Raw genomic sequence first — 14136 nt, 5'->3', positions numbered from 1 at the left:
GACTTGTCGACACCGATTCGGGCCATTACCGCACCCGATCGGCGAGCCGGCCGACACCGCCGTAGAACACCATGTTCACGGCCGGCACGTCGGAGATGTCCGCGGGGCCGGTCGGCCGCCATTCGGCGCAGCCGACCAAACCCGGTTCGACCAGGTCGAACCCGTCGAAGAAGGTCAGCACGCGGCTGTGCGGGCGCAGCGTCAACTGCTCCTGGGTCCCGCTTCGCTGGAACATCTCGACGGCTCGGCGCAGCAGCGGCGCGTGGTCGGCGCTGATGTGGCTGGCCGCGAAGTAGCTGCCCGCGGGCAACGCGTCCCGGTACCGGCCCAGCAGTCCCGCCGGGTCCCACTCGTCCGGGACCCAGTGCAGGAGCAGCGTCATCAGCAGGCCGATCGGCCGGTCGAAGTCGAGCAGCCGCTCGACCTCCGGGCTGCCCAGGATCCCCTCGACGTCGCGCAGGTCGGCCCGGACGATCGCCGCCCGGTCGTTCTCGGCCAGCATCAACTCGCTGTGCGCCACCGCGATCGGGTCCCGGTCGACGTAGACCACCCGGCACGCCGGGTCGACCGCCTGGGCGACCTGGTGGACGTTGGACACCGTCGGGATGCCCGAGCCGATGTCCAGGAACTGCCGGATCCCCTGGTCGGTCAGGAAGCGCACGGCCCGGCCGACGAAGGCCCGGTTGAGCCGCGCGGCGGCGGTCAGGCCGGGCATCGCCTCGTCCAGCTTCGCGGCGACCTCGCGATCCACGGCGAAGTTGTGCGCGCCGCCGAGGACGAAGTCGTAAGCGCGCGCGGAACTCGGCACGGAAATGTCCACGCTCTGCGGGATCCAGTCCGATCGAACCACCGGGAACACCTCTATCCCCTTGGCTGAGGGCCCCGAGTTTAGCCAGGTCCGGAGCCCGGTTCGCTCAGGCATCAGCGTGATGCTCTGTCACCCGATCGGGTACTCCCACCCTCCGCCAAATGCCGCCTACAGTGAGCGCTCATCACCCCACCTCCCTCCGAGGAGTGACAATGTCCGTTCCGGTTGCACCCGGTCGGCTGCCCCTACTCGGTCACACCGTGTCACTACTGCGGAGGCGGGCGGAATTCACCGCGGCGCTCCGCGGTCGCGGTGAGGTGGTGAAGGTCGATCTCGGTCCGGTGCCCACCTATTTCGTGACGAGTCCTCGGTTGACCCACCAGGTACTGGTCACCGACGGCGCGCGGTTTCGAAAAGGGCTTTTGTTCGAGCGCTTCCGGCCCTACATGGGCAACGGCCTGGCGCTGTCCGATGGATCTTTCCACCGCCGCCAGCGGCGGATGATGCAGCCCGCGTTCCACCGCGAGCGCATCGCGCACTACGCGGAGGCGATGGTCCGGGCGGCCACCGACCTGGCCGACAGCTGGCAGGCGGGCGAGCCGCGGGTCGTCGAGGACGACATGCAGGCGCTCGCCGTCACCGTCGTCGGCGAGACGCTGTTCTCCACCGGCATCGGGCAGCGGGCCATCGCCGAGATCCGCCGCTCGGTGTTCGACGTGATCCAGAACGGGGCCGTGCGCGCCCTGTCACCGGGGTTCGTCTCCAAGCTGCCGATCCCGGTCAACCGGAAGTTCGACCTGGCCATCGAGCGGATGCGGGCCATCGTGCTGGAGGTCATCGCGAGCTGGCGGGCCGAGGGCGTCGACCACGGCGACCTGCTGTCCACGATGCTGCTCGCGCACGACGACGAGTCCGGCGGCGGCATGAGCGACCAGCAGGTCTACGACGAGGTCATCACCCTGCTCACGGCCGGCATCGAGACCTCCGCCGTCGCGCTCGGCTGGTTGTTCCACGAACTGGCCGAGCACCCCGAGGTGGAACGCCGGGTGCACGCCCAGGTGGACGAGGTGCTGGCCGGCCGCCCGGTCACCTTCGCCGACCTGCCCCGGCTCGGCTACCTCTACCAGGTCGTCAACGAGGTGCTGCGGAAGTACCCGATCTGGATCCTGATGCGCAAGGCGGTCGAGCCCGTCGACCTGGCCGGCACCGTGCTGCCGACCGGCGCCGAGGTGATCGTCAGCCCGCACGTCGTGCACCACGACCCGGCGGTCTACCCGGACCCGGAGCGCTTCGACCCCGACCGGTGGACCGGCGAGCGGACCGCCGCCGTGCCCCGGGGCGCGTTCGTGCCGTTCGGCGGCGGCGCCCGCCAGTGCATCGGGAACGTGTTCGCGCAGACCGAGATCGTCATCGCGCTGGCCACCGTCGCGGCCCGCTGGCGGCTGGTGCAGGTGCCCGGCACGAAGGTCCGCACCAAGTTCACCACCGCGGCCTACCCGGTCGACCTGGTCATGACCCCGGTGCCCCGCACCTGAAGAGCGCGCCCCGCGAGCGGGGCCCACGAACCGACACCGCGAATCCTCGTGCCCTCCGGCCTCCGCACCGGGGGGCACGAGTGCGTCCGGGCTACGGCAGGGGAGCCGCGCCGCGCTCGGCGATCAGCTGCTTCATGTACTCGCTCTCGCTCGACTGCGACTTGAGCATGTTGTCGGCGAGCGTGCGGACCACCGGGACGCCGGCGTGCGTGGCCGCGTACTGGGCCATCGGCGCGCCGCCCTGGTGGTGGCGCAGCATCAGCTGGAGGAAGTACACGTCGAACTCGGTGCCGGACAGCGAGCGCAGCCTGGCCAGCTCCTCGGAGGTGGCCATCCCCGGCATCAGCCCGGTCTGGCCCGCGCTCGACGACCCGGTGTGGTCGTGCGAGGACGACTCCATCCACTTCATGTGGGTGCCGTCCGACGACTGCTCGGGCGCGCCCCACAGGGACAGCCAGCCCTTCATCCGGCCCACCTGCTCCAGCTGCGTCGACTCGATGTCGAACGCGAGCTGGCGGATGGCCGGGTTCGCGGTCTTGTCCCGTGCGGTGTTCGCCATGGTGATGCCCTGCAGGTGGTGCACCGCCATGTCCTGGGTGAACCCGATGTCGACCGAGTCGCGGCCCGGCGCACCGGCCGAGTCGGAGCCGGGCAGCTGGATCAGCAACCCGACCGCCGCGCCGAGCAGCAGGACGGCGACCACCGCCACCGTGACCACGACGGCCCTGGTGGCGGTGGTGCTGCCGCGCTGCTGCGGCGCGGTGTCCTCCGACGTCAAGATCAGCTGCTCGGCTGGGTGGTCGGCGGCACGGCGCCGGTGGCCGGCGGCGTGCCACCGGTCTCGGCCTGGTCCTCGGTGCCACCGTCCATCGGCACCGCGTCCGCGCCCGGCTTCTCGGCCACGAACGGCGGCGGGTTGTCGACGTCGAACGTGGTCGAGTCGCAGGCCGCGCCGATCTCCGGGTAGGTGAACTGGTTGCGCCGCAGCGACTGGATGAACTGGTCGATGCGCTCGTCGTCCGCGCTCTCCACCTTGAGCTGGTGGCCCCACGCCTGCAGCGAGATCGGCTTGTCGAGGCCGGGGTACGGCGAGATCATCGTGTACTGCTGGCCCTCGGCCTTCTTCTGCAGCTTGGTCAGCGGCTCACCGGTGATCTGGGCCGGGTTGTACGCGATCCACACCGCGCCGTGCTCCAGCGAGTGGACCATGTTCTCGGTCCGCACGGCCTTCGGGTACACGATGCCGGTGCAGTTCGCCCACGCGCCGTCGTGCGGACCACCGAAGGGCGGTGACTGGTCGTAGCCCACCCGCTGGGTCGGCTGCACGTGCTTGCCGGCCTTGTAGTCCTTCTTGACCACGCCCTGGATCTGGTCCGAGGGGTCCTTGTTCTCCTCGGACGGGTTCCATCTCGCGAGCGCCGCCTCGCGGTCGTTCTTCTCCGAGATCTGCGCGTACGCGTACCCGAACACCGTTCCCGCCAGCGCCAATACGGCGATCACCGCGATGATGGTGCCCCACGGCTTCGGCTTGTTCGCCACCACCGAGGACCGCGCCGCCGCCACGCTGGAACGCGTGGCCTTAGTCTTCTTGCCGCTGGTCATGTCCGCCTCAGGTCAGTCGTCATACGCCCATGCCGCGGGCCAGTGTAGGGAACGGGTGTCTGGTCGCCGTCAACTGCCGGTCACCACGGGTGGTCGTTAACAGTTGCCCGGGTGGCCGACCTCTCACTCCTCGGGACGCGTATCCCGGTCGAGACCAGCGGGAACGCTTCCCTAGACTTAACGGGTGACTCCCGCTGCGCTCGCTGACCTGGTCCGTGCGACGGCCGTGGACGTGCTGTCCACCCGCGGCCTCGACCCCGCCGCCCTGCCCGCGACGGTGACCATCGAGCGACCCCGCAACCCCGAGCACGGCGACTACGCCACCAACCTGGCCCTCCAGGTCGCCAAGAAGCTCGGCGTCGTGCCCCGCGACCTGGCCGGCTGGCTGGCCGACGCGCTGACCGGCACCGACGCCATCGCCTCGGTCGACGTCGCCGGCCCCGGCTTCCTCAACCTCCGGCTGGCCGCCGACGCGCAGGGCGAGATCGTCCGCGAGGTCCTCGCCAAGGGCACCGCCTACGGCACCGGCGACCAGCTGGCCGGCGTCAAGGTCAACCTGGAGTTCGTCTCGGCGAACCCCACCGGCCCGATCCACCTCGGCGGCACCCGCTGGGCCGCGGTCGGCGACGCGCTCGGCCGCGTCCTCGCGGCCAGTGGCGGCGCCGTGACCAGGGAGTACTACTTCAACGACGCGGGCGCGCAGATCGACCGGTTCGTCCGGTCCCTGATGGCCGCCGCGAAGGGCGAGCCCGCCCCCGAGGACGGCTACGCGGGCGGCTACATCACCGACATCGCCGCCGAGGTGCTCAAGCGGGAGCCCGGCGCGCTGTCCGCCGAGGACGGCCACGAGGTGTTCCGCCGGATCGGCGTGAACCTCATGTTCGAGGAGATCAAGCGGGACCTGCACGACTTCGGCACCGACTTCGACGTGTACTTCCACGAGAACTCGCTGCACGAGTCCGGTGCCGTGAGCAAGGCCATCGACCAGCTCAAGGAGTCCGGCGGCCTGTACTTCGAGGACGGCGCCTGGTGGCTGCGGTCCACCGAGTACGGCGACGACAAGGACCGGGTGGTCATCAAGAGCGACGGCGACCCGGCCTACATCGCCGGCGACATCGCGTACTTCCTGGACAAGCGCGCACGCGGCTTCGACCTGTGCATCTACATGCTCGGCGCGGACCACCACGGCTACATCGGCCGGCTCAAGGCCGCCGCAGCGGCCGTCGGCGACGACCCGAGGACGGTCGAGGTGCTGATCGGCCAGATGGTGAACCTGGTCAGCGACGGCAAGCCGGTCCGGATGAGCAAGCGCGCCGGCACCGTGATCACGATGCAGGACCTGGTCGACGCGGTCGGCGTGGACGCCGCCCGGTACGCCATGACCCGCTCGTCGGCCGACTCGTCGCTGGACATCGACCTCGACCTGCTGCGCAAGCGCAGCAACGACAACCCGGTGTTCTACGTGCAGTACGCGCACTCGCGGATCAGCTCGGTGCTGCGCAACGCCGCCGACCTCGGGATGACGCCGAACGACTCGTTCGAGCTGCTCCGGCACGACCGCGAGGGCGACCTCATCCGCACCGTCGGCGAGTTCCCCCGGGTCGTGGCCACCGCCGCGGAGCTGCGCGAACCGCACCGCGTCGCCCGCTACCTGGAAGAGCTCGCGGGCACCCTGCACCGCTTCTACGACACCCCGGAGTGCCGAGTGCTGCCGCGCGGCGACGACGACCCGACCGACGTCCAACGGGCCCGCCTGCAACTGTGCGTGGCGACCCGCCAGGTGTTCGCCAACGGCCTCCGGCTGCTCGGCGTCACGGCCCCGGAGCGGATGTGATGCGCGCGCACCCCGCCGGTCCCCGGCACGCCGACGTCCTGATCCCCTCCAACACCGCCGGCAACCGCCCGGCCGGCCAGGAGGAACTCGACAAGCTCCACCCGAACGTGTGGCCGCGCAACGCTTCCCGCAACGACACCGGCGCGGTCGAGTTCGCCGGCGTCGACGTGCGGGAACTGGCCGAGCGGTTCGGCACCCCGCTGTTCGTGATGGACGAGGCCGACTTCCGGTCCCGCTGCCGCGAGCACGCGGAGGCGTTCGGCGACCCGACGCGCGTGCACTACGCGTCCAAGGCGTTCCTGTCCGTCGCGGTGGCCCGGTGGGTCGCCGAGGAGGGCCTGAGCATCGACGTGGCCAGCGGCGGCGAGCTGGCCATCGCGCTGCGCGCCGAGTTCCCGCCCGAGCGGATCGCCCTGCACGGCAACAACAAGTCCGTCGCCGAGCTGACCTCCGCCGTCGAAGCGGGTGTCGGCGCCGTGGTGCTCGACTCGTTCCACGAGATCGCCCGGCTGGACCAGGTCGCGCGGGATCGCGCGGTCGTGCAGCCGGTGATGATCCGGGTGACGGTCGGCGTCGAGGCGCACACCCACGAGTTCATCGCGACCGCCCACGAGGACCAGAAGTTCGGCTTCTCGCTGTCCTCCGGCGACGCCGCCGAGGCCGCCCGCCGGGTGCTCAAGGCCGAGGGGCTGAGCCTGATCGGCCTGCACAGCCACATCGGCTCGCAGATCTTCGACGCCAGCGGCTTCGAGGTCGCCGCCCGCCGGGTGATCGGCCTGCTCGCCGAGCTGCGCGACGAGCACGGCGCGGGCGTGCTGGAGCACGTGACCACCGTCGACCTGGGCGGCGGCCTCGGCATCGCCTACACCCCGGACGACGACCCGCCGCCGCCCGCCGAACTGGCCCGGCAGCTGCACAACATCGTGGCCAAGGAGTCCGAGCACGCCCGGCTGCCCGCGCCGAAGGTCGCGGTCGAGCCCGGCCGGGCCATCGTCGGCCCCGGCACGGTCACCGTCTACGAGGTCGGCACCATCAAGGACGTCCTGCTCGACGCCGGCGCGATCCGCCGGTACGTCAGCGTCGACGGCGGCATGAGCGACAACATCCGCACCGCCCTGTACGACGCCGTGTACGACTGCAAGCTGGTGTCCCGCAAGGCCGAGGACGGCGCGAAGGCCGTCCTGTGCCGGGTCGTCGGCAAGCACTGCGAGTCCGGTGACGTGGTCGTGCGGGACTGCTGGCTGCCCGACGACCTCGCGCCCGGCGACCTGATCGCGGTCGCCGCCACCGGCGCCTACTGCTACTCCATGGCCAGTGGCTACAACCGGCTGCCCCGCCCCGCGCTCGCCGCGGTCGCGGAAGGCCAGTCCCGGTTGCTGCTGCGCCGGGAGACCGAGGAAGACCTGTTCCGCCTGGAGGTATGACGTGCCTGGCCGTAAACCGATCAAAGTCGCGCTGCTCGGCTGCGGCACGGTCGGCACCGAGGTGGTCCGGCTGCTGACCGACCAGGCGGCGGACCTGACCGCGCGGGTCGGCGCGCCCGTCGAGCTGGCCGGCATCGCGGTGCGCAAGCCGAACAAGCACCGCGAGGTGCCCGCCGAGCTGCTCACCACCGACGTCGACGCGCTGGTCGAGTCCGACGTGGACGTCGTGGTCGAGGTGGTCGGCGGGATCGAGCCCGCGCGGACGTGGCTGCTCAAGGCGCTCAAGGCGGGCAAGTCCGTGGTGACCGCGAACAAGGCGCTGCTCGCCGAGCACTCCGGCGAGCTGTTCGAGGCCGCCGACGCCGCCGGCGCGGACCTGTACTTCGAGGCGGCGGTGGCGGGCGCGATCCCGCTGCTGCGCCCGCTGCGCGAGTCCCTGGCCGGCGACCGCATCACCCGGGTGATGGGCATCGTCAACGGCACCACGAACTTCATCCTCTCGGGGATGGATTCCACCGGGGCGGGTTACGCCGAGACCCTGGAGGAAGCCACCCGCCTGGGCTACGCCGAAGCCGACCCGACCGCCGACGTGGACGGGTTCGACGCCGCGTCGAAGGCCGCGATCCTGGCGTCGCTGGCGTTCCACAGCCGGGTGACGGCTGCGGACGTGCACCGCGAGGGCATCGCCGGGGTCAGCGCCGCCGACATCGCCGCCGCCAAGGGCCTGGGCCGCACGGTCAAGCTGCTCGCCATCTGCGAGCGGGTCACCGACAACGGCACCGACAGCATCTCGGTCCGCGTGCACCCGGCGATGATCCCCAGGTCGCACCCGCTCGCGGGCGTCAACGGCGCGTTCAACGCGGTGTTCGTGGAAGCCGACGCGGCGGGCGAGATGATGTTCTACGGCAAGGGCGCGGGCGGCGCGCCCACGGCCAGCGCGGTGCTCGGCGACCTCGTCGCGGTGGCCCGCAACAAGGTCGTCAGCGGGCGCGGCCCGCGCGAGTCGGCCTACGCGGCCCTGCCCGTGCGGCCGATGGGCCACGCCTCGACGAAGTACCACATCAGCCTCGACGTGGCCGACAAGCCAGGTGTGCTGTCGCAGGTCGCGGCGGTGTTCGCGGAACACGACGTGAGCATCGCCGCGGTCCGGCAGGAGGGACGGGTGGACGACGCCAGCCTGGTGATCGTCACCCACGCCGCGACCGACGCGGCACTGCGGTCGACCGTGGACAAGATCGGCGGACTGCCCGTGGTTCGGGAAGTGGTCAGCGTGATGCGGGTGGAAGGCGAAGAGTCATGACGATCCAAGCGGGCGTGCGACCGGGGTGGCCCGGCATCATCCACGCCTACGCGGACCGGATCCAGCTCCCCCCGGGGGCCAGGGTCGTCACCCTCCACGAGGGCGGCACGCCCCTGGTGGCCTCGGACTACCTGTCCGACGTGACCGGGTGCCAGGTGTACGTGAAGGTCGAGGGCGCCAACCCGACCGGCTCGTTCAAGGACCGCGGCATGACCGTGGCCATGACGCACGCCCTGGCCAGCGGCATCAAGGCGGTCATCTGCGCGTCGACCGGCAACACCTCCGCGTCGGCCGCGGCCTACGCGGCCAAGGCCGGGCTCACCGCCGCCGTGCTGGTGCCGCGCGGCAAGATCGCCCTGGGCAAGCTCGCCCAGGCGGTCTCGCACGGCGCGCGCATCCTGCAGATCGACGGCAACTTCGACGACTGCCTGGAACTGGCGTCCAAGACCTCGGCCGAGTACCCGATCACCCTGGTCAACTCGGTGAACCCGGTCCGGCTGATCGGCCAGAAGACCGCCGCGTGGGAGATCTGCGACGTGCTCGGCCGCGCGCCGGACGTGCACTGCCTGCCGGTCGGCAACGCCGGCAACATCACCGCGTACTGGCGCGGCTACTCCGACTACGCGACCGAGGGCGTGGTCGCGTCGACGCCCCGGATGTTCGGCTTCCAGGCGGCCGGCTCCGCGCCGCTCGTGCTCGGCGAGCCGGTCGCGAACCCGGAGACCATCGCCACCGCCATCCGGGTGGGCAGCCCGGCGTCGTGGACCGGCGCGGTCACCGCGAAGGAGCAGTCCGGTGGCCTGTTCGAGGCGGTCACCGACGAGAAGATCCTGGAGGCGTACCGCCTGCTGGCCAACCGCGAGGGCATCTTCGTCGAGCCGGCCTCCGCGACCAGCGTCGCGGGCCTGCTCGCGACCACCGCAGACGGCCGCCTGCCGAAGGGCTCGCTGGTGGTGTGCACGGTCACCGGCCACGGCCTGAAGGACCCGGACACGGCGCTGGGCGGCATGCCCGAGGTCGAGCCGGTCCCGGTCGACCCCGGCGCGGTGGCCACGGCGCTGGAACTGGCATGACCGCCGTCCGCGTCACCGTCCCGGCCTCCACCGCCAACCTGGGCTCCGGCTTCGACGCCCTGGGCCTGGCGCTGGGCCTGCACGACGAGGTCGAATTCCGCACAACGGAATCCGGCCTCACCATCGAGGTGGTCGGCCAGGGTGCCGCGACCGTCCCCGCGGACGAGTCCCACCTGGTCGTCCGCGCCTTCACGGCGGCGACCACCCGCCTCGGCAGCCCCGTCCCCGGCCTGCACCTGCGCTGTCGCAACGCCATCCCGCACGCCCGCGGCCTGGGCTCGTCCTCGGCCGCCGTCGTGGCGGGCATCGCCGCCGCGTACGCCCTGGCCGGCCACGAGTTGGACACGGCCGCGTTGCAACTGGCCGCCGAGTTCGAGGGCCACGCCGACAACGCCGCCGCCGCGATGTTCGGCGGCGTGGCCGTCGCGTGGACGGAGGGTGACCGCTACCGCGCGGTGCGTTTGGACCCGCACCCCGCGCTGGCCCCCGTGGTCCTGATCCCCGAACAGGAATCAGCGACCCGCACCACCCGCGGCCTGCTGCCCCCCACGGTCCCGCACGCCGACGCCGCCTTCGCCGCCGCCCGCTCGGCCCTGGCCGTCCACGCCCTCACCGAGAACCCTGAACTCCTCCTCTCCGCACTGGACGACCGCCTGCACGAGCCCTACCGGGAATCCGCCTGGCCGGCCACGTACGCCCTGGTCAAGGCCCTCCGGGAAGCCGGGGTCCCGGCCGCGGTCTCCGGTGCCGGCCCCACCGTGCTGGCCCTGCCCGAGGACGGCAAGCTCCCCGAAGGCATCGACGTGAGCGGTTTCACGCCGCACCACGTCCCGGTCGACACCGAGGGAGTCCGGGTTGCGCCACTCGGTTGAGTGATACGACGCGCCGAGCCCTGGTTGTTGCACCTGGCCGGACCGGCGTCTACCCTCGGGGCCATCAGTCACCGCGCGCACGGGCGCCGGTGTGGTGCCCGGACATTCGCTCCGGATCGCATTCCTCCAGTGACTTGGCCCTGTGCCGTATGGACGGGGTTGGCGCTGGAAGGCACCCGCTCGCCGTGTGACCGAGAACGTCTCGTGCCGGTGGACTCCGTATCTGTGCGCGTTTTCGCGCGGACGAAGTCCTCCGAGACGCAGGCGAACTGCCTGTCCGCATTCCGTCGGACGGCAGGTCCGCTGGTCCGCGTAGGAGGCGCGGTCCGGTCAGGAAGGACATGTGTGAGCAACACTGATGTGCTGAGCAGCGAAGCTCCTGCTGCTCCCAACGCCGCTGCCAGTTCCGGAGCCGAGGAGAACGCTCTGTCAACCCCTTCGAACGGCAGCGCCCCGCCGCGCAAGCGCGCGGGCCTTTCCGGCATGGTGCTCGCCGAACTTCGTGAACTCGCAGGTCAGCTCGGTATCACCGGCACCGCCGGACTCCGCAAGGGCGACCTCATCGCGGCCATCAAGGAGCGTCAGGGCGGCACCTCCGGTCGGGGCAGTGCCGCGACGCCGCCCAAGGCCGAGAAGAAGGCGGCCGTCGCCGAGAAGCCGGTGGTCGAGAAGCCGGCCGCCGCTCCCGTGGCCGAGAAGCCCGTGGAGAAGCCGACCCAGCAGCAGCTCGACGTGGCGGACCGCCCCGCGCAGTCCGACGACGAGGGCAACCGCCGGGGCAACCGCCGCCGCCGGTCCTCGAACCGCCCGTCGGGCAGCCCGGAAGCGGCGGCCCAGCCGGCCGCCGCCACCGCGCCCACCGCCGACGCCCCGCCCCAGCAGCAGCCGCAGCACCAGGACCGCCCGCAGCAGGACCGCGGCGGCGACCAGCGCCACGACCGCAACGAGCGCCAGGACCGCGGCGACCGCGGTGACCGCAACGAACGCGGCAACCGCAACCGCGACCGTGACCGGGGCGACCGTGACGGCCGTGGCGACCGCGAGGGCCGTGGCGACCGCAACCGAGACCGGGACCGGGACCGCGACCGCGGTGACCGCGACCGGCAGAACGTGCAGAACGTCCCGGACGACGGCGACGACGAGGAAGGCGGCCGCAGGGGCCGTCGCTTCCGCGACCGCCGCCGCCGCGGCGGCCGTGGCGACGGCGCGGGCCCCGGCACCGACACCGAGGTGCGCGACGACGACGTCCTGCTCCCCGTGGCGGGCATCCTCGACGTCCTGGAGAACTACGCGTTCGTCCGCACGTCCGGCTACCTGGCCGGCCCGAACGACGTCTACGTGTCGTTGTCGCTGGTCCGCAAGTACGGCCTGCGCCGCGGCGACGCCCTGATCGGTGCCGTCCGCCAGCCGCGCGACGGCGAGCAGCAGCGCCAGAAGTTCAACCCGCTGGTCCGCGTGGACAAGATCAACGGGTTGGACCCGGAGGAGTCGAAGAACCGCCCCGACTTCACCAAGCTGACGCCGCTGTACCCGAACGAGCGCCTCCGCCTGGAGACCGAGCCGCACATCCTGACGACCCGCGTCATCGACCTGGTGATGCCGATCGGCAAGGGCCAGCGCGCGCTCGTAGTGTCCCCGCCGAAGGCCGGCAAGACGTCGGTCCTGCAGTCGATCGCGAACGCGATCACGAAGAACAACCCGGAGTGCCACCTGATGGTGGTCCTGGTGGACGAGCGGCCCGAAGAGGTCACCGACATGCAGCGCTCGGTGAAGGGCGAGGTCATCGCCTCGACCTTCGACCGGCCGCCGTCGGACCACACGACGATCTCCGAGCTGGCCATCGAACGGGCGAAGCGCCTGGTCGAGATGGGTCACGACGTGGTCGTCCTGCTGGACTCGATCACCCGCCTGGGCCGTGCGTACAACCTGGCGGCCCCGGCCAGCGGCCGGATCCTGTCCGGTGGTGTCGACTCGACGGCGCTCTACCCGCCGAAGCGCTTCCTCGGCGCGGCCCGCAACATCGAGGGCGGCGGCAGCCTCACCGTCATCGCCACGGCCCTGGTCGAAACGGGCTCCGCGGGCGACAGCGTGATCTTCGAGGAGTTCAAGGGCACCGGCAACGCGGAACTCAAGCTCGACCGCAAGATCGCCGACAAGCGCACCTTCCCCGCGGTGGACGTCGACTCGTCCGGCACCCGCAAGGAAGACCTGCTCCTGTCGCCCGACGAGCTAGCGGTCATGCACAAGCTCCGCCGGGTCCTGCACGCCCTGGACAGCCAGCAGGCGATCGACCTCCTGCTGGACCGCCTTCGCAAGAGCCGCACCAACATCGAGTTCCTGATGCAGGTGGCGAAGACGACGCCAGGCGCCGACAACGACTGACCCAGTCGGCAAACGGCCCGCCCGACCCCACGGTCAGGCGGGCCGTTCCGCATTCAGCACCCACCAGCGCGCGCAGCGCACAATCCACCCACCGCGTCGTGTCATCCCCGTATGGCCCGCGCGCCAGCGAACCGCGCTTGGCTGGTCAGTGCAAGCACGCCCTTCGCTTGCACTGACCAGCCAAGGGTGGGTGGGGTCAAGTGGTCATGGCGACGTGTGGGTGTTGACCAGGTCGTTGTAGACCTCGATTGGCTTGCGCCAGTCGAGGGTGTGGCGGGGGCGGCCGTTCATCTCGGCTGCGACCTTGTCGAGGTCGGCCTGGGTGTGGACGGACAGGTCGGTGCCTTTGGGGAAGTACTGGCGGAGTAGTCCGTTGGTGTTTTCGTTGCTGCCGCGTTGCCAGGGGCTGTGGGGGTCGCAGAAGTAGACCGGGATGCCGGTGCGGATGGTGAAGTAGGCGTGGCGGGCCATTTCGCGGCCCTGGTCCCAGGTGACGCTGCGGCGCAGGAACTCGGGCAGGGTCTCCATTTTTCGGGCGAGGAGGGTGGCGACGCGTTGGGCGTTGCGGTCGTGCGGGATGCGGACCAGCATGACGAATCGGGTGGTGCGTTCGACCAGGGTGGCGATCTGCGAGGCGTTGCCGCGTCCGATGATCAGGTCGCCTTCCCAGAAGCCCGGGACCGCGCGGTCGTCGGCCTCTTTCGGCCGGTCGCTGATGCGGACCATGTCCTTGATGTACTGGCGGGCGGCCGCCGGCCGGGTGCGGTCGACCCGCTGGACACGGCCACGGCGCAGCGCGAGTTTCAGTTGGGTGCGCAGTTCGCCCCGGGCCTGGAGGTAGAGGCTCTGGTAGATCGTCTCGTGCGACACGCGCATCTCCGGGTCGTCCGGGTGGTCCAGGCGCAGCCGCCGGCCGATCTGACGCGGCGACCACTTCTCCCGGAGTCCGGTGTTCACCGCATCGTGCAACCGGGCCGACGATTCCAGTTTACGCAGCCTGGGCCGCCGACGATTGTCCGCCGCCCGGCACTGCGCCCGCACCGCCCGGTAACCACGGCGGCCCCCGTTCGCGGCGATCTCCCGCGCCACCGTCGAATGATGCCGACCCAGAAGCGTCCCGAGGACACGGGTCGAACAACGTGCGTTCCGACTCAACTCCCGGGAGACCAGCTCCCGCTCCTCGAACGACAACAACGGGCCACCGGCCATACGAACGACCCCACTACTCGACGGGCGAGATCAAATCTGCTGTCGCCATGACCGTATGACACCGTCGTGGTTGTCTCCGACCGGGCCATACGGCAAT

Annotated in this window: 11 protein-coding genes; 7 read left to right on the top strand and 4 right to left on the bottom strand. The window is 71.1% G+C overall.

Features of this window, described 5'->3' with window-relative positions; genetic code table 11:
• Nucleotides 1-25: 25 nt before the first annotated feature.
• Nucleotides 26-922 (bottom strand): SAM-dependent methyltransferase, encoded by an 897-nt coding sequence (locus BN6_RS35650; RefSeq protein WP_015104718.1) that lies wholly within the window; start codon nucleotides 920-922, stop codon nucleotides 26-28.
• Nucleotides 923-1020: 98 nt separating this feature from the next.
• On the opposite strand from BN6_RS35650, the gene BN6_RS35645 reads away from it, so the two are divergent.
• On the top strand, nucleotides 1021-2343 hold the full coding sequence (locus BN6_RS35645; RefSeq protein WP_015104717.1) for a cytochrome P450: 1323 nt from the start codon (nucleotides 1021-1023) through the stop codon (nucleotides 2341-2343).
• A gap of 91 nt (nucleotides 2344-2434) precedes the next feature.
• On the opposite strand, the gene BN6_RS35640 is transcribed toward BN6_RS35645, so the two are convergent.
• On the bottom strand, nucleotides 2435-3121 hold the full coding sequence (locus BN6_RS35640; RefSeq protein WP_015104716.1) for a DUF305 domain-containing protein: 687 nt from the start codon (nucleotides 3119-3121) through the stop codon (nucleotides 2435-2437).
• A 2-nt stretch (nucleotides 3122-3123) separates the two neighbouring features.
• On the bottom strand, nucleotides 3124-3945 hold the full coding sequence (locus BN6_RS35635) for a DUF3105 domain-containing protein (RefSeq protein ID WP_015104715.1): 822 nt from the start codon (nucleotides 3943-3945) through the stop codon (nucleotides 3124-3126).
• Nucleotides 3946-4129: 184 nt separating this feature from the next.
• Between BN6_RS35635 and argS the strand changes: the two genes are divergently transcribed.
• The 6 genes from argS to rho all read left to right on the top strand — a co-directional run bounded on the left by argS (nucleotide 4130) and on the right by rho (nucleotide 12830).
• Nucleotides 4130-5779, top strand: a complete 1650-nt coding sequence (gene argS, locus BN6_RS35630) for an arginine--tRNA ligase (RefSeq protein ID WP_015104714.1) — start codon at nucleotides 4130-4132, stop codon at nucleotides 5777-5779.
• A complete protein-coding gene (gene lysA, locus BN6_RS35625; protein ID WP_015104713.1) occupies nucleotides 5779-7203 on the top strand; it encodes a diaminopimelate decarboxylase in 1425 nt (474 codons plus the stop codon). The genes argS and lysA overlap by 1 nt, the downstream gene beginning before the upstream one ends.
• Nucleotide 7204: 1 nt before the next feature.
• The gene (locus BN6_RS35620; RefSeq protein WP_015104712.1) at nucleotides 7205-8503 is read left to right on the top strand and encodes a homoserine dehydrogenase; all 1299 of its coding nucleotides are present in this window, start codon (nucleotides 7205-7207) and stop codon (nucleotides 8501-8503) included.
• Entirely contained in the window at nucleotides 8500-9576 is a 1077-nt protein-coding gene (gene thrC, locus BN6_RS35615) for a threonine synthase (RefSeq protein WP_015104711.1), read from the top strand. Before BN6_RS35620 ends, thrC begins: the two co-directional genes overlap by 4 nt.
• On the top strand, nucleotides 9573-10448 hold the full coding sequence (gene thrB / locus BN6_RS35610) for a homoserine kinase (RefSeq protein ID WP_041315269.1): 876 nt from the start codon (nucleotides 9573-9575) through the stop codon (nucleotides 10446-10448). Before thrC ends, thrB begins: the two co-directional genes overlap by 4 nt.
• 345 nt (nucleotides 10449-10793) lie before the next feature.
• Nucleotides 10794-12830 carry a transcription termination factor Rho gene (gene rho / locus BN6_RS35605; RefSeq protein WP_041315266.1) on the top strand — a complete coding sequence of 679 codons (2037 nt, stop codon included), beginning with the start codon at nucleotides 10794-10796 and terminating at the stop codon, nucleotides 12828-12830.
• 204 nt (nucleotides 12831-13034) lie between these two features.
• Here the strand turns inward: rho and BN6_RS35600 are convergent, their stop codons facing one another.
• On the bottom strand, nucleotides 13035-14039 hold the full coding sequence (locus tag BN6_RS35600) for an IS30 family transposase (protein WP_015098773.1): 1005 nt from the start codon (nucleotides 14037-14039) through the stop codon (nucleotides 13035-13037).
• Nucleotides 14040-14136: the final 97 nt, after the last annotated feature.

Source organism: Saccharothrix espanaensis DSM 44229, assembly GCF_000328705.1.
GTDB lineage: Bacteria > Actinomycetota > Actinomycetes > Mycobacteriales > Pseudonocardiaceae > Actinosynnema > Actinosynnema espanaense.
This window is presented reverse-complemented; position numbering and strand designations above follow the sequence as displayed.